Annotated in this window: 21 protein-coding genes; 18 read left to right on the forward strand and 3 right to left on the reverse strand. The window is 63.9% G+C overall.

Annotation, left to right across the window (positions count from 1 at the left end):
* Positions 1-69: 69 nt before the first annotated feature.
* A complete protein-coding gene (locus EUB48_RS06660) occupies positions 70-945 on the forward strand; it encodes a patatin-like phospholipase family protein (protein ID WP_142818152.1) in 876 nt (291 codons plus the stop codon).
* Positions 946-1,025: 80 nt separating this feature from the next.
* Positions 1,026-1,814 carry a TOBE domain-containing protein gene (locus EUB48_RS06665; RefSeq protein WP_142818153.1) on the forward strand — a complete coding sequence of 263 codons (789 nt, stop codon included), beginning with the start codon at positions 1,026-1,028 and terminating at the stop codon, positions 1,812-1,814.
* Between the two features lie 46 nt (positions 1,815-1,860).
* Here the strand turns inward: EUB48_RS06665 and EUB48_RS06670 are convergent, their stop codons facing one another.
* Positions 1,861-2,982 carry a helix-turn-helix domain-containing protein gene (locus EUB48_RS06670; RefSeq protein WP_142818154.1) on the reverse strand — a complete coding sequence of 374 codons (1,122 nt, stop codon included), beginning with the start codon at positions 2,980-2,982 and terminating at the stop codon, positions 1,861-1,863.
* Positions 2,983-3,128: 146 nt separating this feature from the next.
* Between EUB48_RS06670 and EUB48_RS06675 the strand changes: the two genes are divergently transcribed.
* The 14 genes from EUB48_RS06675 (at position 3,129) to EUB48_RS06740 (ending at position 19,754) form a co-directional block, all read left to right on the forward strand.
* Complete coding sequence (locus EUB48_RS06675; RefSeq protein WP_077560530.1) at positions 3,129-3,596, forward strand: (2Fe-2S)-binding protein; 468 nt, start codon at positions 3,129-3,131, stop codon at positions 3,594-3,596.
* 33 nt (positions 3,597-3,629) lie between these two features.
* Positions 3,630-6,002 carry a xanthine dehydrogenase family protein molybdopterin-binding subunit gene (locus EUB48_RS06680; protein ID WP_142818155.1) on the forward strand — a complete coding sequence of 791 codons (2,373 nt, stop codon included), beginning with the start codon at positions 3,630-3,632 and terminating at the stop codon, positions 6,000-6,002.
* Between the two features lie 11 nt (positions 6,003-6,013).
* On the forward strand, positions 6,014-6,805 hold the full coding sequence (locus EUB48_RS06685; RefSeq protein WP_142818156.1) for an FAD binding domain-containing protein: 792 nt from the start codon (positions 6,014-6,016) through the stop codon (positions 6,803-6,805).
* A 7-nt stretch (positions 6,806-6,812) separates the two neighbouring features.
* Positions 6,813-7,727, forward strand: a complete 915-nt coding sequence (locus EUB48_RS06690) for an AAA family ATPase (protein WP_142818157.1) — start codon at positions 6,813-6,815, stop codon at positions 7,725-7,727.
* Positions 7,728-7,753: 26 nt separating this feature from the next.
* Complete coding sequence (locus tag EUB48_RS06695) at positions 7,754-8,938, forward strand: vWA domain-containing protein (protein ID WP_077560534.1); 1,185 nt, start codon at positions 7,754-7,756, stop codon at positions 8,936-8,938.
* A gap of 40 nt (positions 8,939-8,978) precedes the next feature.
* A complete protein-coding gene (locus EUB48_RS06700; protein WP_142818158.1) occupies positions 8,979-9,563 on the forward strand; it encodes an SRPBCC family protein in 585 nt (194 codons plus the stop codon).
* 89 nt (positions 9,564-9,652) lie between these two features.
* Positions 9,653-10,177, forward strand: a complete 525-nt coding sequence (locus EUB48_RS06705; RefSeq protein WP_142818159.1) for a TonB-dependent receptor plug domain-containing protein — start codon at positions 9,653-9,655, stop codon at positions 10,175-10,177.
* The gene (locus EUB48_RS06710) at positions 10,129-11,838 is read left to right on the forward strand and encodes a TonB-dependent receptor domain-containing protein (RefSeq protein ID WP_142818160.1); all 1,710 of its coding nucleotides are present in this window, start codon (positions 10,129-10,131) and stop codon (positions 11,836-11,838) included. The genes EUB48_RS06705 and EUB48_RS06710 overlap by 49 nt, the downstream gene beginning before the upstream one ends.
* A 334-nt stretch (positions 11,839-12,172) precedes the next feature.
* Positions 12,173-13,852, forward strand: coding sequence for a PQQ-dependent dehydrogenase, methanol/ethanol family (locus EUB48_RS06715; protein WP_142818161.1), 1,680 nt, complete (start codon positions 12,173-12,175; stop codon positions 13,850-13,852).
* A 16-nt stretch (positions 13,853-13,868) separates the two neighbouring features.
* The gene (locus EUB48_RS06720; protein ID WP_142818162.1) at positions 13,869-15,032 is read left to right on the forward strand and encodes a c-type cytochrome; all 1,164 of its coding nucleotides are present in this window, start codon (positions 13,869-13,871) and stop codon (positions 15,030-15,032) included.
* A 107-nt stretch (positions 15,033-15,139) separates the two neighbouring features.
* On the forward strand, positions 15,140-17,335 hold the full coding sequence (locus tag EUB48_RS06725; RefSeq protein WP_244618353.1) for a TonB-dependent receptor family protein: 2,196 nt from the start codon (positions 15,140-15,142) through the stop codon (positions 17,333-17,335).
* Positions 17,336-17,393: 58 nt separating this feature from the next.
* Positions 17,394-18,464: an XdhC family protein gene (locus EUB48_RS06730; RefSeq protein WP_142818163.1), complete on the forward strand. Its 1,071-nt coding sequence runs from the start codon at positions 17,394-17,396 to the stop codon at positions 18,462-18,464.
* A gap of 134 nt (positions 18,465-18,598) precedes the next feature.
* Positions 18,599-19,282: a response regulator gene (locus EUB48_RS06735; RefSeq protein ID WP_142818164.1), complete on the forward strand. Its 684-nt coding sequence runs from the start codon at positions 18,599-18,601 to the stop codon at positions 19,280-19,282.
* A gap of 190 nt (positions 19,283-19,472) precedes the next feature.
* On the forward strand, positions 19,473-19,754 hold the full coding sequence (locus tag EUB48_RS06740; protein ID WP_142818165.1) for a hypothetical protein: 282 nt from the start codon (positions 19,473-19,475) through the stop codon (positions 19,752-19,754).
* Here the strand turns inward: EUB48_RS06740 and EUB48_RS21305 are convergent.
* A complete protein-coding gene (locus EUB48_RS21305) occupies positions 19,744-19,896 on the reverse strand; it encodes a hypothetical protein (RefSeq protein ID WP_168226708.1) in 153 nt (50 codons plus the stop codon). The two genes, EUB48_RS06740 and EUB48_RS21305, sit on opposite strands and share 11 nt — an antisense overlap.
* A 160-nt stretch (positions 19,897-20,056) precedes the next feature.
* Between EUB48_RS21305 and EUB48_RS06745 the strand changes: the two genes are divergently transcribed.
* A complete protein-coding gene (locus tag EUB48_RS06745) occupies positions 20,057-23,788 on the forward strand; it encodes a hydantoinase B/oxoprolinase family protein (protein ID WP_142818166.1) in 3,732 nt (1,243 codons plus the stop codon).
* Between the two features lie 84 nt (positions 23,789-23,872).
* Positions 23,873-24,409 carry a DinB family protein gene (locus EUB48_RS06750; protein ID WP_142818167.1) on the forward strand — a complete coding sequence of 179 codons (537 nt, stop codon included), beginning with the start codon at positions 23,873-23,875 and terminating at the stop codon, positions 24,407-24,409.
* On the opposite strand, the gene EUB48_RS06755 is transcribed toward EUB48_RS06750, so the two are convergent.
* Positions 24,357-25,280 carry a LysR family transcriptional regulator gene (locus EUB48_RS06755; protein ID WP_338052430.1) on the reverse strand — a complete coding sequence of 308 codons (924 nt, stop codon included), beginning with the start codon at positions 25,278-25,280 and terminating at the stop codon, positions 24,357-24,359. The genes EUB48_RS06750 and EUB48_RS06755 overlap by 53 nt on opposite strands.
* Positions 25,281-25,316: the final 36 nt, after the last annotated feature.

A 25,316-nucleotide genomic window follows, 5' to 3' on the forward strand; every position in this document is an offset into this window, starting at 1 on the left:
TTGCAGGCATGGCGGCAGGCGATGCCGATCTGGAGTTTTCAATGCCGATCCGACTGCACGAGACCATCCATGGTTGATACAACGCCCAAGCCGACCGCATGGGTTCTTGCCGGCGGAGGCAGTTTTGGCGCCATACAGGTCGGCATGCTGCGCGCGCTTGTCGCGCACGGCCTGTTGCCCGATCTGGTGGTCGGATCATCGGTGGGGGCAATCAATGGTGCTTACTTTGCCGGCGCGCCGAATGCGGCCGGCATCGCGCAACTCGAAGCCATCTGGTGCGGCCTGCATCGCAGCACGGTTTTCCCCATTGCATGGCGCAGTATGCTGGGACTCGGCGCCAGCGGCGGGTTTGCGGTCGACCCATCCGGGCTGCGCGGCCTGCTCGAGCAGTGCCTGCCATATCAGACGCTGGAGCAGGCCAGCGTGCCCGTGCATGTCGTCGCCACCGATCAGCTCAGCGGCGGCACGGTGGCGGTTTCCAGTGGCCCGGCTGTGGATGCCGTGCTGGCGAGTTGCGCCGTTCCCGCGGTCTTTCCGCCGGTGCACCTTGGGGAGCGCTTCCTGATCGACGGGGCGATTGCCAGCAATACGCCGATCAGCGTCGCCGTCGAACTGGGCGCCAGGCGCGTGATCGTGCTGCCCACGGGCTTTGCCTGCGCCCTCGACGCGCCGCCGCGCGGCGCCATCGGCAACGCCCTGCATGCGGTCACCCTGCTCATCGCGCATCAGCTGGCCAGCGAGTTTGAGCAATACCACGCAGCGGCCGAGATCATCATGGTGCCGCCGCTGTGTCCATTGACGGCATCGCCCTACGACTTTTCCCACGCCGGGGAGTTGATCCAGCGCGCGGCCGAGCAGACGCAGCGCTGGCTTGAGAACGACGGCCTCACGCGCGAGCAGGTTCCCCTGGCGTTGCTGGCGCACGGCCATTCGCACAGCCATTGAGAGAGGCAACCGCGGCGTTGACCTGGCATGCGCGGGTGCAGCCCACGGTGCGCATGCCTGCCGCTGGTTGAAAATACCCCATGCCCAAACCCCGTGCTCCCGCCGTCTCGTACGGCACCGCCCTCGGCCACGCGTCTGCCGACAAGCGCATCGAAATCCTGCGCCTGATCGGGCGCAGCGGTTCCATCTCGCAGGCGGGGCGCGAGGCGGGCGTCAGCTACAAGGCCGCCTGGCAGGCCATTGACACGCTGACCAACCTGGCCGGGGTGGCCCTGGTCGAGCGGCTGGTGGGCGGGGCGGGCGGTGGCGGTGCCAGTGTCACGGCGGCGGGCCGGCATTTGCTGACGGTGGCCGACGCACTGGAGCAGGCGCGCGTCCAGGTGCTGGCTCGCATTCAGCAGCAGGGCGATTCGCAAGCTGCCGGCATGCCGCCCGCGCTGACGCAACTCCCGGTGCGCACCAGCATGCGCAACCAGCTGCCCTGCAAGGTCCAGGCGCTGGATTTGCAGGGCCAGATTGTGCGGGTATGGCTGCAACTGGCCGGTGGCGCGGCGCTGGTGTCACGCATCACGGTGGAGAGCGCCGAGCTGCTCGGCCTGCGCGAAGCACTGCCGGTGCTGGCACTGTGCAAGGCCACGGCGGTCTCGGTCGGCCGCACGGCCGACGCCCCAATTCTGCACACGGCAAATGTGCTGCCGGGGCGTGCCAGCCGTGTGGCGCGCGGCCCCACCGGTGATGAAGTCGCCGCCCAGCTCGATGGAGGCTTGCAAATGGTCGGGTTTGCAGCGCCGGCCAGTGGTTTGCGCCCGGGCAGCCGCGTGGCGATGACGGTCGAGGAGTCGGCACTCGTGATTGCCCTCATCGACTGAGGCTTCGCTACCAAAATAATAGCATCTTGCGAAGGCGTGGCATGGGCTAGTGGCGTTTTCCGTTGCCAAGTTTGCGGTACACCGTGGCGCGGCTGATGCCCAGCAGGCGCGCGGCCCGGGCCACGTTGCCGCGGGCGTCATCCACGGCTTTGCGGATCAGTGCGGTTTCCACGTCTTTCAATGGCCTGTTGCCGTTGCCGAGAATATCCACGCCAGCCTCCATGTGGTTCACCGCATCGGCGGGCGCCATCGGCAGCGCGTTCAGGCGCAGGCCACTCCACAGGGGGACTTCCATCGTCGGGTCCTGCCGCAGCACTGCATCAAACAGGATCTGGTAGGGCAAGCCCAAAACATCTCCGATATGCACGGGCGCCGGCGTGGCAAGTTGCGACGCCATCTGGCGTGCAATCTGGTTGGCGCCGACCACCCAGCCATCGTCATCCAGGCAAACCATGCCATCGGCATCGAAGCCCAGGGGGTGGCCCGGCCAGTTCAGCCGCACCAGCAACCGGTGGGGCTGGCTGAGCAGCAGGGCGTTTTCGATGCGGCAGGCCGACTGGGCCGCCAGATGCTTGAGTTCGGGGCGTTCCATCGCCTCAATTCCGGTCAGGTCGAGCATGCCCACGCAGCGCCCGTCGGGTCCGAACAAGGGCGCGCCCGCGCAGCTGTAAAACGAAGTGGCCGAGAAAAAGTGCTCGCCCCGGTGCAGCCAGACCGGGCGCAGTTCGCCCAGAGCGGCACCAATGGCCGAAGTGCCGATACTGCGCTCGGACAGATCCACGCCGATGCGGGCGATCGCATCGGCGCGGCGATCACTGCGGTCGATCGCGCCGCTGACATCCACCACCACGCCCTGCGCGTTGGTCAGGATGACGAAATAGCGCGTATCCACGATAGCCCGCCCCAGCTTTTCCAGCACCGGGCGGGCGGCTTGCACGAGGCTGTGGTTGGCCTCTTCGGTGTGCCGCTGGAGCTGCGGGGGGACCACATCAAATCCCACCCCCTGCTCGGGCCGCAGGCCGCTCGACAGGCAGCGCCGCCATGAGCGCTCGATCCACGACGCCGACAATGCCTCGTGCGGCGGTCGACTCTCGTCCAGCACGGCGTGGCGGGCCCGATCAATCTGCTGGAGGCGTTGTTCAGGAGACCGTGTCAGGGCTTGCTGCATGGGGTGCTCCATGTTGTTTCATTTTGAGAATTTCATGTTGATCTTGACATGAAGCTAGGGTTTAGCCTAGGGTGACTCCTGGGTTTCGCTTGAACAATGTACTGGCATCGAACAAACTACTTCCTTGCTAACAGGAGATAAGTCTTATGCAAGTTCAACTCAAAGTCAACGGAAAGAGCTCCACCCTTGACCTGGCCCCCAACACGCTGCTGGTACAGGTGCTGCGCGAGCATCTCAAGCTCACGGGCACCCACGTCGGCTGCGACACTGCCCAGTGCGGCGCCTGTACGGTGATCATGAACGGGCACGCCGTCAAGTCATGCAACATGCTGGCGGCGCAGGCCAGCGGGGCCGACATCACCACCATCGAGGGGCTGGCGCAGCCGGACGGCACCATGCACCCGATGCAGGCGGCGTTCAAGGAATGCCATGGCCTGCAATGCGGGTTCTGCACGCCCGGCATGGTGATGAGCGCGATCGACTTGTGCCAGCAGCATCCCAAGGCCACCGAGTCCGAAATCCGTGAACTGCTCGAGGGCAACATCTGCCGCTGTACGGGTTACCAGAACATCGTCAAGGCCGTGCAGCAGGGCGCTGCGGCCATGGCGGCCTGATTCACTGCCTGAACTATCTAAGGAGTACAGAACATGGGTGCACCCGATTTTGCCAGCCTGCCGCATATTGGCGAGGCGGTTCGCCGCAAGGAAGATTACCGCTTTCTCACCGGGGGAGGCCAGTACACTGACGATGTGAACCTGGCGAACCAGCGCTATGCCGTGTTTGTGCGCTCGCCGCATGCGCACGCGGCCATCAAGAGCATCGATGTCAGCAAAGCCGAGGCCATGCCCGGCGTGGCGAAGGTCTTCACCGGCAAGGACGTGGAAGGCAAGATGGGCGGCCTGCCTTGTGGCTGGCTGATCACCAGCACCGATGGCACGCCGATGAAAGAGCCGCCGCATCCGATCCTGGCCCAGGGCAAGGTGCGCTACGTGGGGGACCATGTCGCCATGGTGGTGGCCGACACCCTCGAGCAGGCCAAGAACGCCGCTGAAGCCGTGGAGGTGGACTACGACGTGCTGTCCGCCGTGGTCGATGTGCGCGATGCCGCCAAGGGGACGGCGCTGCACGAGGCGGCACCCGACAACCATTGCTACAAGTGGGCGCTCGGCGACAAGGCGCAGGTCGACGCCGCTTTTGCCAACGCCGCGCATGTCACCAAACTGGACCTGGTGAACAACCGGCTGATTCCCAACGCCATGGAGCCACGCGCCGCGATCGGTTCGTACAACCGCGCCAGCGATGAGTACACGCTGTACGTGTCCAATCAGAATCCGCACGTCGAGCGGCTGCTCATGACCGCTTTCGTTTTGGGCCTGCCCGAGCACAAGGTGCGCGTGATCGCGCCCGATGTGGGCGGCGGCTTCGGCTCCAAGATCTACCTCTATGCCGAAGACGTGTGCCTGACCTGGGGCGCCAAACAGCTCAACTGCGCGATCAAGTGGACGGCCGAGCGCAACGAGAGCTTTGTCAGCGACGCCCACGGCCGCGACCACGTTAGCCACGCCGAAATGGCGATGGACAAGGACGGCAAATTCCTCGCGATGCGCGTGCATACCGACGCCAACCTCGGAGCCTACCTGTCCACCTTCTCCACGGCAATCCCGACCATCCTGTATGGCACGCTGCTGGCCGGCCAGTACACCTGCCCGCAAATCTACGTGGAGGTGGACGCCTGGTTCACGAATACGGCGCCGGTTGATGCATACCGCGGCGCTGGCCGGCCCGAGGCCACCTACCTGCTCGAGCGCCTGGTCAGCCGCTGTGGCTGGGACATGGGGCTCTCGCAGGCGGACATCCGCAAGCGCAACTTTATTACCCAGTTCCCGTACCAGACACCCGTGGCGCTGCAATACGACACGGGCGACTTCCACGCCTGCATGGACAAGGCCCAGGTGCTGGCCGACGTGGACGGGTTTGACGCACGGCGCAAGGCTAGCGAGGCCAAGGGCTTCAAGCGCGGCATTGGCTATTCGAGCTACATCGAGGCCTGCGGCCTGGCGCCGAGCAACATCGCCGGTGCGCTCGGAGCGCGCGCCGGCCTGTTCGAATGCGGCGAGGTGCGCGTGCACCCGACCGGCAGCGTGACGGTGTTCACCGGTTCGCACAGCCATGGCCAGGGGCATGAGACCACCTTTGCGCAGGTGGTGGCGGCGCGCCTGGGCATTGCAGTCGACGCCGTGGACATCGTGCATGGCGACACCGGCCGTGTGCCGTTCGGCATGGGGACCTACGGTTCGCGCTCGCTCTCGGTCGGTGGCTCGGCCATCATGAAAGCGCTCGACAAGATCGAGGTCAAGGCCAAGAAGATCGCCGCGCACCTGATGGAGGCAAGCGATGCCGACGTCGAGTTCGCCAACGGTGAGTTCACCGTCAAAGGCACCGACAAGAAGGTCACGTTCGGCCAGGTCGCGCTGACGGCATACGTGCCACACAACTACCCGCTCGACAAGCTGGAGCCGGGGCTCGACGAGACCGCGTTCTACGACCCGACCAACTTCACCTATCCGGGCGGCACCCACATCTGCGAAGTCGAAATCGACCCCGAAACCGGCGTCACCCGCATCGACCGCTTCAGCGCGGTGGATGACTTTGGCAATATCGTCAACCCGATGATCGTTGAAGGGCAGGTGCACGGCGGCATTGCGCAGGGCATTGGCCAGGCGCTGCTGGAGCGCTGCGTGTACGACCGCGAAACCGGCCAACTGCTCACGGGCAGTTTCATGGACTACACCATGCCGCGCGCCGACGATTTCCCCGAGTTCAAGCTGGGTCACGTGTGCACGCCATGCACCCACAACCCGCTGGGCTCCAAGGGCTGCGGCGAGGCGGGAGCAATTGCTTCGCCGCCCGCGGTGATCAACGCCGTGCTCGATGCGCTGCATGGTGTGGGCGTGAAGGACTTCGACATGCCGGCCTCGCCCGGCCGCGTGTGGGAAGCCATCCAGTCTGCAAAAGCTTAAGGAGAATCACGATGTACGCATTCACGCTGGAGCGCCCCTCCACCATTGCAGACGCCGCCAAACTCGCCGCCGCTGGCGCCAAGGTGCTGGCCGGCGGGCAAACCCTGCTGGCCTCGATGAAGCTGCGCCTGTCCGACCCCGGGCAACTGGTCGATCTGGCCAATATCAAGGAACTGGCCGGGATCAAGCGCGAGGGCAACGCCTTCGTGATTGGCGCCATGACGCGCCACGCCGATGTGGCCGCCAGCGCCGAACTCAAGGCGGCCCTTCCTGTGCTGGCCGATCTGGCCGCGCACATTGGCGACCGCCAGGTGCGCGCCATGGGCACGCTGGGCGGCTCGGTGGCCAACAACGACCCTGCCGCGGACTACCCCGCGGCCGTGCTGGGCCTGGGTGCCACCGTCGTGACCACGCAGCGCAAGATTGCGGCCGACGACTTTTTTACCGGCATGTTTTCCACAGCGCTGAATGACGGTGAATTGATCACGGCCATCAGCTTTCCCATCCCCAAGCGCGCCGCCTATATGAAGTTCGTGCAACCGGCCTCGCGTTTTGCGCTGACCGGTGTGTTTGTGGCCCAGGGTGACTCTGGTGTGCGCGTGGCCGTGACGGGTGCGGGGAACGGCGTGTTCCGCCACAAGGGACTGGAAGATGCCTTGAACAAGAGCTTTACGGCGCAGGCCGCGGCGGCGGTCAAGATCGATGCGACCGACCTGAACGCCGACATTCACGCCACGGCGGCCTACCGCGCCAACCTGATCAGCGTGCAAACCCAGCGGGCGGTCGCCAGGGCGCTGGGCTAGAGACGACGTGTTTGCAACGATTGATGCACTGATCAAGGCGCTGGAGGAGGCCGGCTACTACGCCGATCGCAGGCTGGCCACCGCCGTGTTTCTGGCGCTCAAGCTGCAGCGCCCACTGTTGCTGGAGGGCGAGCCGGGCGTTGGCAAGACCGAGCTGGCCAAGGCGTTGGCCGTGGCCTTGCAGCGCGCGCTGATCCGCCTGCAGTGCTACGACGGGCTGGAGTTACGCGAAGCCCTGTACGAGTGGAACTACGCGGCCCAGCTGTTGCACATGCGCGCCGCCGAATTGCGCCATGAGGGCCAGAGTGACACCGCGCAGGTCGAGCGCGAGGTCTACCAGGACCGCTACCTGATTCGCCGCCCCCTGCTGCAGGCGCTGCAGACCCCCGCGCCGGGCGCCGTGCTGCTGATCGACGAGGTGGACCGCGCAGACGAGCCGTTCGAGGCCTTCCTGCTCGAATACCTGGGCGAGTACCAGGTCAGTATTCCCGAGATCGGCACGGTAAGCGCTGTCAGCAGCCCTGTGACCATCCTCACCAGCAACCGCACGCGCGAACTGCACGATGCGGTCAAGCGGCGTTGCCTGTACCACTGGCTCGACTATCCCGAACGTGAGCGCGAACTGGCGATTGTGCGGGCCCAGGTGCCGCAGGCCAGCCCGGCGCTGTCGGCGCAGGTGGCCGAGTTCGTCGGGCGTTTACGCAGTGCGCCGTTTGCCAACGCGTTCCAGCGGGCGCCGGGCATTGCCGAGAGTGTGGAGTGGGCCCGGGCGCTGGTCGCACTCGATACGCTGGTGATGGACCCCGAAGTCGTGACCGGCACCGCCGGCATCCTGTTCAAGCAGCGCGAAGACGTGGCGGCCCTGACGCGCGACCTGGCCGCGGAACTGCTGGCTCCGGAAGACGCGCCGCAAGCTGCCTAGACGCATCGCGGTTTGAAGGAGCCTTCATGCAGCTTGGCGACGCACGCACCGGGAAACTCGCCGACAACATCACCGGTTTTGGCCGCGCCTTGCGCCGCGCCGGCGTGCGCGTTGACAGTTCGCGCATTGCGCTGGCGCAGGACGCGGCGCTGGCTGTCGGCGTCGGCGCCAAGGCGGACCTGAGCGCCGCACTGGAGGCCGTGATGATCAGCCGCGAGCAGGACCGGCTGGTGTTTCGCGAACTGTTCGATGCCTACTTTCGCAACCCCGAAATAGCCAGGAAGCTGCTGGCGCAATTGCTGCCCAGTGCCGAGGGCTCGGCCGAGCCCAGCAAACGCCGTCCGCGTGTGCGCGAGGCGCTGTCGCCGCAACAGACCTATGGCCACCAGGCCAAACCCAAACAGGAAGACCAGAAGGTGGAGTTCGACGCGGCCATGACGGCCAGCGACCTGCAGCGTCTCAAGCACGCCGACTTCAATGCGCTCTCGGGCACGGAGTACCGGCTGGTCGAGCGACTCGCGCGCGACGTGCGCCTGCCGCTGCCGAACTTTGCCTCACGCCGCACCTGTCCGGCCGGCTCGGGCGCGCGATTGCACTGGCCCGGCGTCATGCTCCAGGCCTCGCGCACCGGCGGCGAGCTGATGCACCTGCCGCGGCTCAAGCGGCGCGAGCAGCCGCTGCCGCTGCTGGTGCTGGTGGATGTATCGGGCTCGATGGAGCGCTATGCGCGCTTGCTGCTGGCTTTTTTGCATGCGGCCACCCGGCGCCACCCGCGGCGCGACGTGTTTGCGTTTGGCACCCAGCTGACCGACCTGACACCGGCCTTTCGCATTGCCGATACCGACGAAATGCTGGCAGTGGCCAGCGCCGCGATCGAAGACTTTGCCGGCGGCACCCAGCTGGGCGCGTCGCTGGCCAGCCTGCGCCTGCATCATGCGCGCCGGCTGGTCGGGCGGCGCACACTGGTGCTCATCATCACCGACGGACTGGATACCGGCGAGCCGCAGGATCTGGCACCGGAGCTGGCATGGCTGCGCCGCGCCAGCCGCCGGCTGCTCTGGCTCAACCCGCTCTTGCGTTTTGACGGCTATGCGCCCAGCGCGCGCGGTGCCGCAGTGCTGCACGCTTATGCGCACGGCATGCTGGCGGTGCACGACCTGAGCCGTCTGGAAGATCTGGCGGCCAGCCTGGCGGCCTTGATGAAGCGTTGAACAGCCCCCCCAATAACCACCAGAAATAGAGGAAAAAACAATGGACATGCAAGCCAACCGCCAACTGGCCGTGACACAGCAACAGGCCTGGGAGGCGCTGAACGACCCCGTGGTCCTCAAAGCCTGTATTCCGGGTTGCGACAAGGTCGAAGCGACGGGCGAGAACCAATATGCCATCGGCCTGGCGCTCAAGATCGGCCCGGTTGCAGCCAAATTTGCCGGAAAAATCAACCTTAGCGACATCAAGCCGCCCAATAGCTACAACATTGCTTTTGAGGGGCAGGGCGGCGTGGCGGGGTTTGGCAAAGGCAACGCCCAGGTCACACTGACGCCCAACGATGCGGGCTGTGACCTGGCCTACGTTGTTCATGCGTCGGTCGGTGGCAAGGTGGCGCAACTGGGACAGCGCCTGATCGATGGCGCCGCCAAATCCATGGCCGAAGACTTCTTCAAACGCTTCGACGATGAGATGCAGCGCCGCTTCCCCGAGGCCTATGCTTCAAAAGTGATAGCTGGAGGCCAAGAAGTGGCGCTGGCGAAGGGCACAAAAGGCTCGAAGATTCCGGTCTGGGTTTGGATTGCGGGGGTTGTGGTGGTGCTGGCCCTCATCTGGTGGCTGCGCTAGGGCGCGGCCAAAGGGCAGCCACGACCCTCAGCCTGGCGCTCTGCTGTGCAGTTTGCCAGGCCCAGGGAAACAAGGCAGAGTCCCTCGAGTTGCCCACGGTCACCGTGGTCGGCACCAGCCCCTTGCCGGGACTGGGTGTCCCTCTGGACGATGTGCCGGCCAATGTCCAGATGATCAAGGGCAGCTCGCTCGGCGACCAGCACGACACAAGGGTGACGGATTTTCTGGAGCGCAACGTCACCAGCGTCAACATCAATTCCGAGCAGGGTAATGCGGACCAGCAAAGCGTGACGTTCCGGGGCTTTTATGCTTCGCCCATTCTGGGGGTGCCGCAGGGCCTGTCCGTTTTTCAGGACGGGGTTCGCATCAACGAAACCTTTGGCGATGTCGTCAATTGGGATTTGATTGCGCCCACCGCGATCTCCAGCATGCAGTTGGTTCCCGGCTCCAATCCGCTGTATGGGTTGAACACGCTGGGGGGGCGCTGGCCGTCTATACCAAGAGTGGCAAGCAATACCCTGGATTCAGCGTTGGTACGAGTGTGGGCTCGTTCGGCAGAAAGCAGATGGACGTCGAATACGGTGGCTTCAAGGACAACTGGGACTACTTCCTGACCTACAACGCCGCCAACAGCCAGGGCTACGCAGCGCAGAATGCGAGCCAGGTGCGGCAGTTCTTCGGCAAGTTGGGCTGGCAGGACAGCATGACCGATTTTGATGTGTCGCTGACCCTGGCGGACAACCATTTCACTGGCAATCAGACCTTGCCATTGAGCATGCTGGATGATCTTCGACAGTCCTACACCTACCCGGACACCAACAGGAATCAACTGTCGTTCTTGACCGTCAAGGGCAGCCACTTCCTCAGTGACGACTGGCTGATTGGCGGCACCGCCTACTTCCGCAGCTCGGACAATTCCGGCGCCAACAGCAATACCCAGGGTGGTCCCTACAACACACCGACCTGCGCGACGGATCGGGGGCCTGCAGACGCCAACGGCAACCCTACCGCTCCCGACGGCAGCAACTGCTCGGGTAGCAATGTGTTTCAGCGTTTGAATCAAGACACCTACGGACTTGGCCTGCAGCTGACATCCACCCAAAAACTGATGGGTTTCGACAATCAGATGATTCTCGGTTTCACGGCCGATCTGGGCAGGGGCACGTTCAGCCAGTCGGCGCAGGACGGTTACTTCACCAGCAACCGCAACACCGTCGGTGTTGACGATGCATCGCAGAACGTGCTGTTGAAAACGGCCAACCGCTACTACGGTGTGTTTATATCGGACAGCCTGCAACTGGGTCCCAAGTGGACGTTGACCGGTTCCGCGCGTTACAACATGGATCGCGTGACGATGGCGGACCAGTTGGGCACCGCGCTCAATGGCGACCATAGCTTCGCCCACCTGAGTCCGGCGCTGGGTCTGAATTTCAAACCCAACCCGACTGTGGTGAGTTACATCGGCTACACCGAAGGCATGCGCGTTCCCTCGCCGATAGAACTGAGCTGCGCCGACCCGCAGGCGCCCTGTTCGCTGCCCAACGCATTTTCGTCCGACCCGGCCCTGCAGATGGTGGTGACGCACACCTGGGAGATCGGTGCCCGCATCAGGGTGAGTGCGCAAACCCGGCTCCAGGTGGCGGCCTATCAGACCCTCTCGGACAACGACATCAACTTCGCCGCCGATGCCAACTCGCCCACCCAGGGGTATTTCGCGAATGTGGGAACGACGCGTCGGCGCGGCATCGAAATTTCATCGCAGAGCACCTTTGATCACTGGGGTCTGCAGACAGCCTACAGCTATACCCAAGCCACCTACCAGAGCGCCTTTGCCCTGAACAGTCCGGACAACAGCAGCGCGGATGCCAATGGCGTCATTCAGGTGTCGCCGGGAAACCGCTTGGCCAACGTGCCCAGCCAGCTCCTGAAGATCCGCCTGGAGTACTCGCCCGACGCGACCTGGAAGTTCGGCGCTAACATGAACTACTCGGGCCGGATCTACTCACGAGGCAACGAAAACAATCTCGATCCGAATGGAAGGGTGGGTGGCTACACGGTTTTCAATCTGGACGCCTCCATGCATGTGAACAAGCAACTGGAAGTGTTTGCACGCATCAATAACCTGCTGAACCGGCAGTACGCCAACTTCGGCGTTCTGGGTGCCAACTATTTCTCGGGACCGGGCAACAGCTACAACGCCGCTGGCATGCCATCACAGTTTGTCGGCGTCGGTCAACCCATCGGCGCGTGGGTCGGAGCGCGCTACAACTTCTAACCCCGTTGAGGGCAAGTGCCGCGCCATCACGGGCTCTTCAGAGAAGCAATGTTTTGTGCGCCATGACTGCACCATGAGTCGCATCATTGTCGTTAGAGATCAACTACAAAGTGTTGCGAATGAAATGCTGTACTTACGTGTATTGGTTCGGCTATGAAGTCGCGTCGTCATGCGCACAATGGCACTCGCGGTGCGGACAGGATGCGACGCTGTTTCATTTTGAGAATTTGATGAGCGGCCCAATGAAAGCTAGGGTTTAGCCTAGGAATCTCTGAAAAGAACGGTCCAACAATGGCGTCGCCTGACAGGCAAACTCAACACCAGGAGACCCTTCATGAAACGTCTTTTCCCATCCGTGGCATTCGCCGTGATGCTGGGCATTGCCTCCACCGCCAGCGCCCAGAACTGGCCGGTGTACGGTGGCGATGCCGGCAATACCCGGTTCAGCCAGTCCACCGAGATCAATACCTCGAACGTCAACAAGCTAAAGGTCAAATGGGCCTTGCAACTGGGCAGCTTGCGCTCGCAGGAGTCGACGCCCATTCTGGTCGGCGACACGCTCTACGTGAGCTCATCGTTTGGTCCCAAGAACACGTTTGCACTGGACGCCAGGACCGGTCAAATCAGGTGGCAATATTCGCCGGACGTTCCAAAGGGGATTGATCAGTACGCCTGCTGCGACGTGGATAACCGTGGCGTGGCCTACAACGACGGAAAGATTTTTGTCGGCCGACTCGATGCCAATGTGGCTGCGCTCGATGCCAAGACCGGCAAGGAACTGTGGGTCACGAAGATCGTCGACTACACCCAGGGCTCGGTCATCACCTCGCCCCCGACGCTGGTCAAGAACCTCGTGATCACCGGCTACGGTGGTGGTGAATATGGCGCGCGCGGCGCTCTGGTGGCACTCGACCAGGCCACCGGCAAGGAGGTGTGGCGCACGTACACCACGCCGCTGCCGGGTGAAAAGAACAGCGACACCTGGAAGGGCGACAGCGGCAAGCTCGGTGGGGGCGCTGCCTGGTTTGTCGGCTCCTACGATCCGAAGTTGAACCTGGTCTATTACGGCACCAGCAACCCCTCGCCATGGGCTGCAATTGTTCGCGGCAGTGACAGCTCGGACATTGGCCCGTACACCAATCTCTACACCTCGTCGGTCATTGCACTCAATCCCGAAACCGGCAATATCGTATGGCACTACCAGTTCACGCCGCACGATGCCTGGGACTACGATGGCGTCAACGAGCTGGTCTTTGCTGACCTTCCGGTGCAAGGCAAGAAGACGCCCGTCATCATGACGGCCAACCGCAACGGCTTTTTCTATGTGCTCGACCGTGCCAACGGCAAGCTGATCTCCGCCAAGCAGTTCATTGACGGAGTCAATTGGGCCACCGGCATCGACATGAAAACCGGCATGCCGATCGAGGCGGCGGACAACGCCAAGCGGCCAGGCGCGAAGCGTAAGGCGACAAACATTTGCCCGGCCCTGCTCGGCGGCAAGAACTGGATGCCGATGAGCTACGACCATGTCACCGGTCTGGTCTACATTCCTACCTTGAACATGTGCATGGACGAGGTAGGCGAGGTTGCCAACTACACGCGCGGCGCCTTCTACCTCGGCGTCAACTTCAACATGCACGAAGCCGGGGACAGTGGTTACCTGGGAGGCGTCAAGGCCTGGGATCCGGTCGCGCAGAAGACGGTCTGGTTCAACAAGGACAAACTGCCTTGGGCCGGCGGCATGCTGAGCACGGCAGGCGGCCTGGTCTTCCATGGCGACATCGAGGGATGGTTCAAGGCGCTGGATGCTAAAACCGGTAAGACGCTGTGGAAGTTCAACGCCGGCTCCGGCATTAGCGCCGCGCCGATGACCTACACCCTGGACGGCAAGCAGTACGTCGCCGTCGTGGCCGGCCGCACTGAGTCCATCCCGGCGTTCGCGGCTGCCATCGGCGAGAAAATGGTCGCTGCCAGTCCCGAAGGCGGAGCGCTGTATGTGTTCACGCTGAACTGACAGGAAGGACAGACCCATGACAACACGCGGAAAGATCAGGCAATATCTGATCGGTGCCGCGTGTGCCGCCGGTGCGCTGATGGCGCCTGAGGCACACGCGGCAGGGGTGCTGCGGGTGTGCGCCGATCCGGACAACCTGCCTTTCAGCAAGGCGGACGGACCCGAGCACGGCCTGTACGTGGAACTGGCCAATATGGTGGCCCGGCGCATGGGCGATACGGCGCAGTATGTCTGGTGGCTGTCATTCAGCGAGAAGAAGGCGCTGCGCAACACTCTTCTCAATGACAAGTGCGACGCCTACTTTGCCCTGCCGGCGGACCCCGAGTACAAGGCTCCTGGCGTCCAGCGGACGCAGGCCTTTCTCGACATGAGCTACGCCATCGTCGCGCCGGCCGAAGACAAAATCAACGGCCTGGCCGACCTCAGGGGCAAGCGGGTCGCCGTATTGAGCGGCTCGGCGCCGCATATTTTGCTGGCCAGCCAGAAGGGCTACACCACCAGCAGTTTCGTCCTCAACGAGGACGCGATGAATGCGCTGGACAAAGGCGAAGTTGACGCCGCCATTTTGTGGGGCCCGAGCGCCGGCTATGAAAACCTGACGCGGTTTCACAGCCGCTGGCGTGTGACTCCCGTCAGCGGCGAGGGGATGTCCGGGCGGATGGCGGTCGCGGTACGCTGGGGCAACGATGCTCTGGCGGCCGACATCAACCAGGCGCTGATCGACCTGCGGCCCGACATCGTGGCACTGGCCGACAAATACGGTTTCCCGCGCGGCAAGCCCGTACGACTGGCGAGCGCATCGGATGGTTCGCGCAGCATGCATGGGTCCGGTGCTAACGGGCCTGCCGATTCTCTCGTGCAGGCGAGGGTGGTGCGCGCTGGCTTCATCAAAACTGCCGACACGACGCAGCCGGCCGCTGCCACCGGTGGCGACGCGAAAGCCGGGCGCGAATTCTTCAACAGTACCTGCGCGCATTGCCACAGCACTGATGGGGCCAGCCCTATCAGTGCGCGCGACTTGCGGCGCCTTAAATCACGCTACAAGGACCAGTGGCCTGAGACGGCTGAAACCACCATCAAAAATGGCAGGCCGGATGCCGGCATGCCAACTTGGGCAGGCATTCTGAGCCAAAAGGACATCGATGACATCGTCAGTTTCCTGACGACGATCCAAAAATAGCGCATGGGGCGGCGGCAGGTGAGTTCGTCGCCCCTCACGCACAAGTGGTCGCGTGCGTTTCGATTCCCGTCCGCGTCCGGGTTCCATGAGCGTTTTCTGGAGATCCATTGAAGTGCCAATTTATATTCGTTGATTGCGGCCTGCCGGCTGGGCGTCCGCGGCGGATCGCAGCCGGCCATGCACTGGCTTTCCTGATCGCATCGGGCTGCACTCTACAAGCGCTGGGACAAACCGCATCAGAGCCGGCTGGTGAACGTTCCCTCAGTCCGGTTGTGGTGACGGTGACGCACGGCGTGGAGCAATCTGCATTCGATGCGCCGGCTTCGGTCGATGTCATTGACGCATCAACCATTCAAAATGCGGGGCCAGAGGTCAATCTGTCCGAGGTGCTGGTCCGGGTTCCCGGCGTGGTTGCGCAAAATCGCCAGAACTATGCGCAGGACATTCAGATTTCTTCGCGGGGATTTGGCGCGCGTTCCACCTTCGGTGTTCGGGGCCTGAGGCTCTACGCCGACGGCATCCCTGCGAGCTTCCCGGACGGGCAGGGGCAGGTGTCGAATTTCGATCTGGCGTCTGCTTCCAGGATCGAAGTTTTGCGCGGGCCATTTTCGGTGCTGTACGGCAACTCCTCTGGCGGCGTGATCAGCCTGTTTACCGCCGACGGCGGCCCGCAAACTATTGCTGACATATCCACCACTTGGGGTAGCAACGGCGTGCAGCGCACTGGCGTGAAATTGAGTGGCACGGAAGGTGCAGCGCAGTACAACATCAGCGCCGCCAAGTTCAGCACGGATGGTTATCGCGAGCACAGTGCTGCGACCCGGGAAAATTTCAACGGCAAGTTGAAGTACACCGTCAGCGATGACACTCACTGGACATTCGTACTCAACAACGTGAACATGCCCGGCGTTCAGGATCCTCTCGGGCTGACGCGAGCGGAAATGCTCGCCAATCCGCGCCAGGCGACGCCCAGTGCCTACACATTCAATACGCGCAAATCGGTGAGCCAGCTTCAGGGCGGTATCGTGTTTGATCAACGCCTGGGTGCTGGGCAGTCGTTCCAGATTACCACCTACTACGGCACGCGCAGTACCGAGCAGTTCCAGTCGATTCCCGTGGCCACCCAGAGACCGTTAACACAGCCGGGCGGCGTGATCGATTTGAGCAGCCGCTACCGGGGACTGGACGCACGCTGGATTGATAAATCCCGGTTGCTGGGCAAGCCGTTGACACTGACCGCTGGCGTGTCGACGGATCAGCTGAGCCAGGCGAGACTTGGTTTCCAGAACTTTGTAGGCACCACGCTCGGGGTGCAGGGAGCCCTGCGACGTGACGAGCTCGATACGGTTAACGCGTTCGATCAATACGTGCAGGGGCAATGGGAAGTGGCTGAGCGATGGAGTGTTTCTGCAGGTTTGCGTCATTCGCGCGTGTCGTTCGGCTCGCAAGACCACTACATTGTTGCCGGTAACGGCGACGACAGCGGCTCCGTCAGCTATCAGGCCACAACGCCAGCACTCGGTGTGGTGTTCCATGTCACCGACGCCTTGAACCTCTACGCTTCAGCGGGGCGCGGTTTTGAGACGCCGACCCTCAATGAATTGGCCTATCGTGCCGATGGGGGGACGGGCTTGAATTTTGACTTGCACAGTGCAACCAGCCGGCAATGGGAAGTCGGGATGAAAACCGAGTTCATGTCGAACTGGCGCTTGAATGCGGCCTATTTTCGGGCGAATACGGCCAATGAGACGGTGGTGCTGAGTAACTTTGGTGGTCGCAGCACCTACCAAAATGCCGGGATGACCCAGCGCGACGGCGTTGAGGCCGCGCTGTCCGGACACTGGGGTAAGGGCTGGTCGACGTACCTGGCCGCGACGTATCTGAATGCTACGTACGGCAGTAGTTTCCTGACTTGTGTTGCCGCACCGTGCACCACACCGAACACACTGATTGCCGCGGGAAACCGGATCCCCGGCATTCCCCGCGCCAGCCTTTTTGGTGAACTAGCCTGGCAGCACCAGGCCTGGGGTCTGGAAACCGCTCTGGAATGGCGTCACGTGGGGAAAATCTATGTGGATGATCGCAATAGCGACGCTGCGTCGCAGGTGAGTCTGATTAACTTGAGGGCTTCGCTGACACAGAAATTGGGCCACTGGGCAGTCAGGGAATTTGTTCGCGTCGACAATCTGACCAATCGCAACTATTCGGGCTCGGTCATTGTCAATGAAAGTACCAGCCGCTTCTTCGAGCCTGCACCGGGCCGCAACTGGCTGGCTGGTTTGGGCGCAGCATATACGTTCTAGACAGTGCTTCGAATACGCCTTGGTGCGGGCGGCTTGAATTTGATGAAAGGGGAATGGTATGGAAAACCTCGATGTGATGGTGCTGCGCACCCTGCGCGACTGGCGCACGTCCGGCAAGCGCGCCTTGCTGGCCACCGTGGTGCGCACCTGGGGCTCCTCGCCGCGGCCCGTGGGCTCGATCATGGCGCTGTGCGAAGACGGCCTGGTCGTGGGCTCTGTGTCGGGTGGCTGCATCGAAGACGACCTGATCTATCGCCACACGCAGGCTTATTCAGGCAAGGATTCGGGCAACCAGATTCCCATGGGTGCGCCCGGTTTCGTCAAATACGGTGTCACGGCCGACGAGGCGCACCGCTTCGGCCTGCCCTGCGGCGGCACGCTCGAGTTGCTGCTGGAATACGACCCGGACGCCGCCAGCCTGTCCACGCTGGTCAACGCCCTGGACGCGGGCCAGTCGATGCAGCGTACCGTGCGCCTCGCTGACGGCAGCGTGTCGCTCACGCCGGCTACGGCGCCGGCAGAACTGGACTTGTCACAGACCGAACTGGTGAATACCTTTGGCCCTGAGTACCGCATGCTGGTAATCGGCGCGGGCCAGTTGAGTGAATATCTCGCGACCATGGCCCTGTTCAGTGGCTTTGCCGTGACGGTGTGCGATCCGCGCGAAGAGTACCGCAGTGGCTGGTCGGTGGCCGGCGCCAAGGTGGTCAGCGAGATGCCCGACGACGTGGTGGCGGCCTTCAGGGCGGATCGGCGCAGCTGTGTCGTGGCCCTCACGCACGATCCCAAGCTGGACGACCTGGCGCTGCTGGAGGCGCTCAAGACCGACGCCTTCTACGTGGGTGCCATTGGTTCGCGCCGCAACAACGGTGCGCGCAAGCAGCGCATGATCGAGCACTTCGAGCAGACCGAGGCCAGCCTGGCGCGCCTGCGCGGGCCGATTGGCATCTACATCGGCAGCAAGACGCCGCCGGAAATTGCGGTCAGCGTGATGGCCGAGATCCTCGCCGTCAAAAACGGCGTCACCTTGCCGCGCGACATGGACGTGGCCCGGGCCAAGGACGAGCTTGCCATCGTCGCCAATGATCCCGGCGAGCTGGTGTGCGCCATGCCGCGCAGCTACGCTTGAGCGTGCGCGCGACCGCGTAACAAAGTGCATACGAACGTACCGGCCGCACCTTAACGGAATAGACTGCCTCCTGTCCATCGGCCCCGTTCCCGTCACGTGGATGCCTGGCCGACCGTGGATTGAGGGGGTGTCAATTGAATCCGAATGATCATGTCCGCGTACTGATCGTCGACGACGAGGCGCAATATTTGCAGCGCTGCACCGCTGCCGTGCTGGCCGACCCGAGCCTGCGCCTGACCGGGGCGGTGACCAGCGGCGCCGCTGCCATCGCGCTGCTGGATCATTGCCCGCCCGATGTGATGCTGATCGATCCGGGCCTGCCCGACATGCTCGGCATCGAAGTGATCCGCCACGCAGTCAGGCACTGTTCGCACACGCATATTCTGGTGGTGGCCGCGTCGGCGGATGCCGGTCATGTGCCGGCCTGTGTCGATGCGGGCGCGACGGGCTACCTGCTCAAGGATGTACCGGCGCCGCGCATCTGCGTCAGTATTCATGAGCTGCACGACGGCGGCGCATCGATCGGCCCCGGCATGGCCCGCCATGTTCTCGAGTGCTTCCGGCAGACCCCGGCTGCGGCGGCACCTGTGGCCCCGGTGAATGGGGCCGTACGCAACGGAAGTCCCGTGTTGCTGTCGCAGCGCGAGTCGGACATCCTGCGACTCGTGGCCAAGGGCATGGCCTTCGCCGAGGTTGGTGCGCTGCTCTCCATCTCGCCGCATACGGTGGTGACGCACGTCAAGAAAATCTACCGCAAGCTGGCGGTTCATTCGCGCGGGGAGGCCGTTTTCGAGGCCAGCCAGATGGGGCTGCTGTAAGAAGGGCGTCCGCGTGCGCCCCGGGCAGCGTCGTGCCTGCCGCTGGTCGGTGGTCGCATACCGTGTTCGGGTGATTCTCCCTTTGCCGAAACGCCTGTTTGTGGTATTGGCGCGGGCGGCGCTGCTTTCTATATTGACTGATCTATGCCATGGCCGTGGCGCTAAACGGCGCCTGCAAGGAGGAGTCAGTATGAATCACCATTCCGGTCGTTCCCTGCCATCGCACCGAAAAGGCGGAGGCTTTGGGCGCTGGGCGAGCCTCGTGCTGGGGCTGGCGCTGGCTATCGTCGGATTGCTGCTGGTGGGCGGCAGGGCTGGCGGCAGCGGACGGATGCTCGACGACATCACCACGCCGGCTGGGGCGCCTTCGCCGGCCGGCTATGCCGGCAGCCGCGACCCGTCGGTCCCGGCGGCGGAAACCGTGCATTTCACCGCACAAGACAGCGATACCGCGCCCGTTGCTACTTTCTGAGCAGCCGGTCCTGCCGTGTGCCGCGGCGCACGCGGGCCATCAAAAATGCGGCCGCTCGCATGCCCGCGATGATCGGTTGCGTGCCGGACAGGCACGAGCCCGCAATTCCCAAGGTCAGTGTGTAGCGCTCCTGCTGCAGCATCTCCAGCGTGCCAGCCAGGCGGCGATGGCAGGCCTGTGCGCGATTATCTTTTCCGAAACGGTGTTGAAATGCGGCAACGTATGGGGAGAAGGGCAAATTCCATGGCCATGGTCCCAGGTTTTTCCGCGAATTGACCTCCTGACCCTATAACCTCCACACCATGAACCCTGATGCTTCCCTTCGCTGGCAGTTCTGGATCGACCGCGGCGGCACGTTCACCGATGTGGTGGGCCGCCGGCCCCACGCAGACGGCAGCTTCTCCCTGGTGACGCACAAGCTGCTGTCCGACAACCCCGAGCAGTACCGCGATGCGGCGGTGGCAGGCATCCGCCATCTGCTGGGCCTGCGGCCCGGCGAGCCAGTCACACCGGCGCAGGTGGCATGCGTGAAGATGGGCACCACAGTCGCGACCAACGCGCTGCTCGAGCGCAAGGGCGAGCCTACGCTGCTGGTGATCACGCGCGGCTTTCGCGATGCGCTGCGCATCGCCTACCAGAACCGCCCGCGTCTGTTCGATCGCCACATCCTGCTGCCCGAGCTGCTGTACAGCGCCGTGGTGGAAGCGTCGGAGCGTGTCGGCGCGCACGGCGAGGTGATTGCGCCACTCGACGAAGCGCTATTGAAACAGGAGCTGCTTGCCCAATACCAGAAAGGGCTACGCAGCGTTTCGATCGTGTTTATGCACGGCTACCGCTATACCGGCCACGAAAAGGCCGCGAGCCGGATCGCCGCCGAGGTGGGTTTCACGCAGGTCAGCACCTCGCATGAAACCAGCCCGATGATGAAGCTGGTCAGCCGCGGCGACACGACCGTGGTGGATGCTTATCTGTCACCCATCCTGCGCCGCTACGTGGAGCAGGTGCAGGCCGAGATGCCGGGCGTGCGGCTGTTCTTCATGCAGTCGTCGGGCGGCCTTGCCGATGCACACGCCTTTCAGGGCAAGGATGCAATTTTGAGCGGCCCCGCGGGCGGCATCGTCGGCATGGCGCGCACCGCGCAGCTGGCGGGCATCGGCCGCGTGATCGGCTTCGACATGGGTGGCACCTCCACCGATGTGAGTCACTTCGCGGGCGAGTTCGAGCGCGAGTTCGAAACCCAGGTGGCGGGCGTGCGCATGCGCGCGCCGATGATGAGCATCCACACGGTGGCGGCCGGGGGCGGCTCGATTCTGGCCTTCGACGGCGCGCGCTTTCGTGTCGGCCCCGAGAGCGCCGGCGCCAACCCGGGCCCGGCCAGCTACCGGCGCGGCGGGCCGCTGGCGGTGACCGACGCGAATGTGATGGTCGGCAAACTCCAGCCGCGCTACTTTCCCCGGGTGTTCGGCCACCAGGGCGACGAGGCGCTGGATGCGGACGTGGTGACCGCGAAGTTTGCGGCGCTGGCGCAGCAGACCGGCCGCACGGCGGAGGACGTGGCCGAGGGCTTCATCCACATTGCCGTGCAGCAGATGGCCAATGCCATCAAGAAAATCTCGGTGGCGCGCGGCTACGACGTGACGCGCTACACCCTGCAATGCTTCGGCGCCGCCGGTGGTCAGCACGCCTGCCAGGTGGCCGATGCACTGGGCATGACGCGCGTGTTCGTGCATCCGCTGGCCGGTGTGCTGTCGGCCTACGGCATGGGCCTGGCCGACCAGAACGTGATTCGCGAGCAGGCGGTGGAGCTCAAACTGACCGACGCTGCATTGCCGGAAATCGCCGCCCGACTGGACGCGCTGGCGGCGACGACCGAGGCCGAGCTGGCGCGCCAGGACGTCGGCCGCGGCGGCATCACCACGCACCGGCGCGTGCATGTGCGCTACGAGGGCAGCGACGCCGCGCTGGTCGTGCCATGGGATGAGGCCTCCACACTTGTCGCTTCGCATACTGCGCTGCCCCCCGAGCGGGCGTCGCTTGCTTGGGAAGGCCCCGCGCTGCGCGAGGCCGTGGCGACGATTTCGGAACGTTTCGAAGCGGCCTATCGCCAGCGTTTTTCGTTCCTGATGCAGGGCAAGGGCCTGGTGGTCGAGGCGGTCTCGGTGGAGGCGGTGGCGGCGGGCGACGCACCGTCCGAGCCGCGCCTGCCCATGCATGAGGCGCGCGAGGTGCCGTGCAGGGAGACAGTGCGCCTGTACTCGGCGGGCCGGTGGCATGACGCGGCCCTGGTGGTGCGCGAAGACCTGCGTCCCGGCGACATGATCCCGGGACCGGCCATCATCGCCGAGCAGAACGCGACCACCGTGGTGGAGCCCGGCTGGGCCGCAGCCTTGACCGAGTTGAACCATTTGCTGCTGGAGCGGCGCGCGGCGCGCGCCATCACGTTCGCGGCCGGCACGCACGCGGACCCGGTGCTGTTGGAGGTCTTCAACAACCTGTTCATGAACATCGCCGAGCAGATGGGCCTGCAGCTGCAGAACACGGCCTACTCGGTGAACATCAAGGAGCGGCTGGACTTCAGCTGCGCACTGTTCGACGCCGACGGCAACCTGATCGCCAACGCGCCGCACATGCCGGTGCATCTGGGCTCGATGGGCGAGAGCATCAAGACCGTGATCCGCGAGAACGCGGGGGCCATGCAGCCGGGTAATGTGTATGTGCTCAACGACCCGTACCATGGTGGCACGCATCTGCCCGACATCACGGTGATCACGCCGGTGTATTTACCAGGTGCGGCCAGCGCCGACACGCCGCGCCCGCTGTTCTACGTCGGCTCGCGTGGGCACCACGCCGATATCGGCGGCATCACGCCGGGATCGATGCCGCCGTTCTCCACCACGATCGAGGAAGAGGGCGTGCAGATCAACAATTTCCTGCTGGTCGAGCGCGGCGTGCTGCGCGAGGCCGAGATGCTGGCGTTGCTGCAGAGCGGAAAGTATCCGTCGAGAAATCCGCAGCAGAACCTGGCCGACCTCAAGGCGCAGATCGCGGCCAATGAGAAGGGCGTGCAGGAACTGCGCCGGATGGTCGAGCACTTCGGGCTGGAGGTCGTGCAGGCGTACATGCGCCATGTGCAGGACAACGCCGAGGAGTCGGTGCGCCGCGTGATCACGCGACTGCGCGACGGCAGCTTCACGCTGCTGCTGGACAACGGCGCGCAGATCCAGGTCGCGATCCGCGTCAATGCGGCCGAGCGCAGCGCCGTCATCGACTTCACCGGCACCTCAAAGCAGCAGCGCAACAACTTCAACGCACCCACGGCGGTGTGCATGGCGGCGGTGCTCTACGTGTTCCGCACGCTGGTGGACGACGACATTCCGCTCAACGCCGGCTGCCTCAAGCCTCTAGCGGTCATCATCCCGCCCGGCTCCATGCTGAACCCGAACCCGCCGGCCTCGGTGGTGGCGGGCAATGTGGAGACCTCGACCTGCATTACCAACGCGCTGTTCGGTGCCTTGGGGGTGATGGCGTCCAGCCAGCCGACCATGAACAACTTCACCTTTGGCAACGCGCGGCACCAGTACTACGAAACCATCTCGGGCGGCAGCGGCGCGGGCGGCGAGTTCGACGCCAGCGGCGCGCTGGTGGGCGGTTTCGACGGCACCAGCGTCGTGCAGACCCATATGACCAACTCGCGCCTGACCGATCCCGAGGTGCTGGAGTTCCGCTTTCCGGTGCGGCTGCTGAGCTATGAAATTCGCCAGGGTTCCGGCGGCGCCGGGCACTGGCGCGGTGGCCACGGCGGCGTGCGGCGCGTGCAGTTCCTGGAGGCCATGACGGCCAGCATCCTGTCGAACGGACGGGTGCATCCGGCCTTTGGCATGGCGGGCGGGCAGCCGGGGCAGGTCGGCCTCAACCGCGTGCTGCGTGCCGGCGGCACGGTGGAGGAACTCGCGCACATCGGTCAGGCCGGAATGCAGCCCGGCGATGTGTTCGAGATTCACACGCCGGGCGGTGGCGGGTTCGGCAGCGCATGAAACGGCGCATCTTCGGATTGTGCATCAAATGTGGCTGTAGCCCTTGTCCGGTATGCGCTGCATGCTATCAATTAAGGAGTTTTGATGACAACAAACGCCTTTTCAGATAACTACCGTTTTCTCGCTCGCTACAACCGCTGGTTCAACGGGCGGCTGTACGACGCCTGCGAAAAACTTGACGATGTGGAGCGCAAGCGTGATCGCGGCGCTTTCTTTGGCTCCATCCACCATACGCTCACTCATCTGGTGCTGGCCGACAAGATGTGGCTGCAACGCTTTGCGCGCCAGGCCGTGGCATTCGAGGCGTTCCCGCCCGAGCTGCTGACCCTGCCCGAAGGCTCGGACTACACCAGCGATTTGCATCCGGATTGGCACGATCTCAAACGCACGCGCGAGGCGCTGGACGCCGCCATCGAAGCCTGGGTCGCCGAAATGCCCGATGACTTTTTGACGCGCACCATGCGCTACAGCAACACCAAGGGTGTGCAGCGCGCGCACCCGATGTGGCAGGCCATGACGCATTTTTTCAATCACCAGACGCACCACCGCGGGCAGGTGACCACGTTGCTCATGCAGGCCGGCGTGGACGTGGGGGTGACGGACTTGATTGCGCTGGTGTAGCCCGGAACACGTCCAGGAGTGCAGGCAATGCCGTCGGCAGGCGCCGCTCCTGCCAGACGCAATGGACCTCGGAGCGGTACTTGGAGTCGCTCAAGGGCACGAACCGCGCGCCGGCGATGCCGGCCTCGCGCAGCGCATTCGGAACCACGGCGACGCCCACGCCTTTGGCCACCAGCGAGACCACGCTCAACCAATGCCGTACTTCGTGCTTGACCAGCGGCTGCAAACCCTGCTCGGCGCACAGGGCGAGGATGCGCTCAAAGTAGTCAGGGGAGGCGCCGCGCGAGAACAGGATGAAGGCGTCGCTGGACAGCTCACGCAGTTCAACGCTGGCCTGGCGCGCGGCCGGATGGGACTGGGGCAGGCAGCAGACAAAGGGCTCGGACATGTACATGAAGCGCTTCATGTCGGCCGGTATGCGGCTGGTGTGGACAAAGCCGACATCGAGTTGCCGGCGCCCTATCGCCTCCACCTGCTCGGCCGAGTTCAACTCGGTCAACTGGACCTGGACCAGCGGATGGGCTTCCTGAAAGCTGCGCAGTCGCTCGGGCAGGCCGCGGAAGATCATCGACCCTACAAAGCCCACCCGCAGCTTGCTGGTGGTGCCCGCCGCCACCTGCCGCGCCAGGGTTTGCGCCTGCTCGGCCTCGGCCAGCAGCCGCAGCGCCGATTCGCAAAAGCTGTCGCCGGCCGGCGTCAGCTTGACGCCCTTGCTGCTGCGCTCGAACAGCGTGACGCCCAGCGACGCCTCCAGCTGCTTGATGTTGAAGCTCAGCGGTGGCTGCGTCATGGCCAGGCGCTGGGCGGCCCGGCCAAAGTGCAACTCATCGGCCAGCACGACAAAGTAACGCAGGTGTCGAAGTTCCATCATGATTCAAGATTTGTATTGAACAAGTGATATTCGGTA

The organism is Rhodoferax sediminis (assembly GCF_006970865.1).
Lineage (GTDB): Bacteria > Pseudomonadota > Gammaproteobacteria > Burkholderiales > Burkholderiaceae_C > Rhodoferax_A > Rhodoferax_A sediminis.

Bases quoted from the DNA above. Each gene is read 5' to 3' on its own strand.
- EUB48_RS06660 (WP_142818152.1), top strand. From the start codon at position 70: ATGGTTGATACAACGCCCAAGCCGACCGCATGGGTTCTTGCCGGCGGA.
- EUB48_RS06665 (WP_142818153.1), top strand. From the start codon at position 1,026: ATGCCCAAACCCCGTGCTCCCGCCGTCTCGTACGGCACCGCCCTCGGC.
- EUB48_RS06670 (WP_142818154.1), bottom strand. From the start codon at position 2,982: ATGCAGCAAGCCCTGACACGGTCTCCTGAACAACGCCTCCAGCAGATT.
- EUB48_RS06675 (WP_077560530.1), top strand. From the start codon at position 3,129: ATGCAAGTTCAACTCAAAGTCAACGGAAAGAGCTCCACCCTTGACCTG.
- EUB48_RS06680 (WP_142818155.1), top strand. From the start codon at position 3,630: ATGGGTGCACCCGATTTTGCCAGCCTGCCGCATATTGGCGAGGCGGTT.
- EUB48_RS06685 (WP_142818156.1), top strand. From the start codon at position 6,014: ATGTACGCATTCACGCTGGAGCGCCCCTCCACCATTGCAGACGCCGCC.
- EUB48_RS06695 (WP_077560534.1), top strand. From the start codon at position 7,754: ATGCAGCTTGGCGACGCACGCACCGGGAAACTCGCCGACAACATCACC.
- EUB48_RS06700 (WP_142818158.1), top strand. From the start codon at position 8,979: ATGGACATGCAAGCCAACCGCCAACTGGCCGTGACACAGCAACAGGCC.
- EUB48_RS06710 (WP_142818160.1), top strand. From the start codon at position 10,129: ATGGACGTCGAATACGGTGGCTTCAAGGACAACTGGGACTACTTCCTG.
- EUB48_RS06715 (WP_142818161.1), top strand. From the start codon at position 12,173: ATGAAACGTCTTTTCCCATCCGTGGCATTCGCCGTGATGCTGGGCATT.
- EUB48_RS06720 (WP_142818162.1), top strand. From the start codon at position 13,869: ATGACAACACGCGGAAAGATCAGGCAATATCTGATCGGTGCCGCGTGT.
- EUB48_RS06730 (WP_142818163.1), top strand. From the start codon at position 17,394: ATGGAAAACCTCGATGTGATGGTGCTGCGCACCCTGCGCGACTGGCGC.
- EUB48_RS06740 (WP_142818165.1), top strand. From the start codon at position 19,473: ATGAATCACCATTCCGGTCGTTCCCTGCCATCGCACCGAAAAGGCGGA.
- EUB48_RS21305 (WP_168226708.1), bottom strand. From the start codon at position 19,896: ATGCTGCAGCAGGAGCGCTACACACTGACCTTGGGAATTGCGGGCTCG.
- EUB48_RS06745 (WP_142818166.1), top strand. From the start codon at position 20,057: ATGAACCCTGATGCTTCCCTTCGCTGGCAGTTCTGGATCGACCGCGGC.
- EUB48_RS06750 (WP_142818167.1), top strand. From the start codon at position 23,873: ATGACAACAAACGCCTTTTCAGATAACTACCGTTTTCTCGCTCGCTAC.
- EUB48_RS06755 (WP_338052430.1), bottom strand. From the start codon at position 25,280: ATGATGGAACTTCGACACCTGCGTTACTTTGTCGTGCTGGCCGATGAG.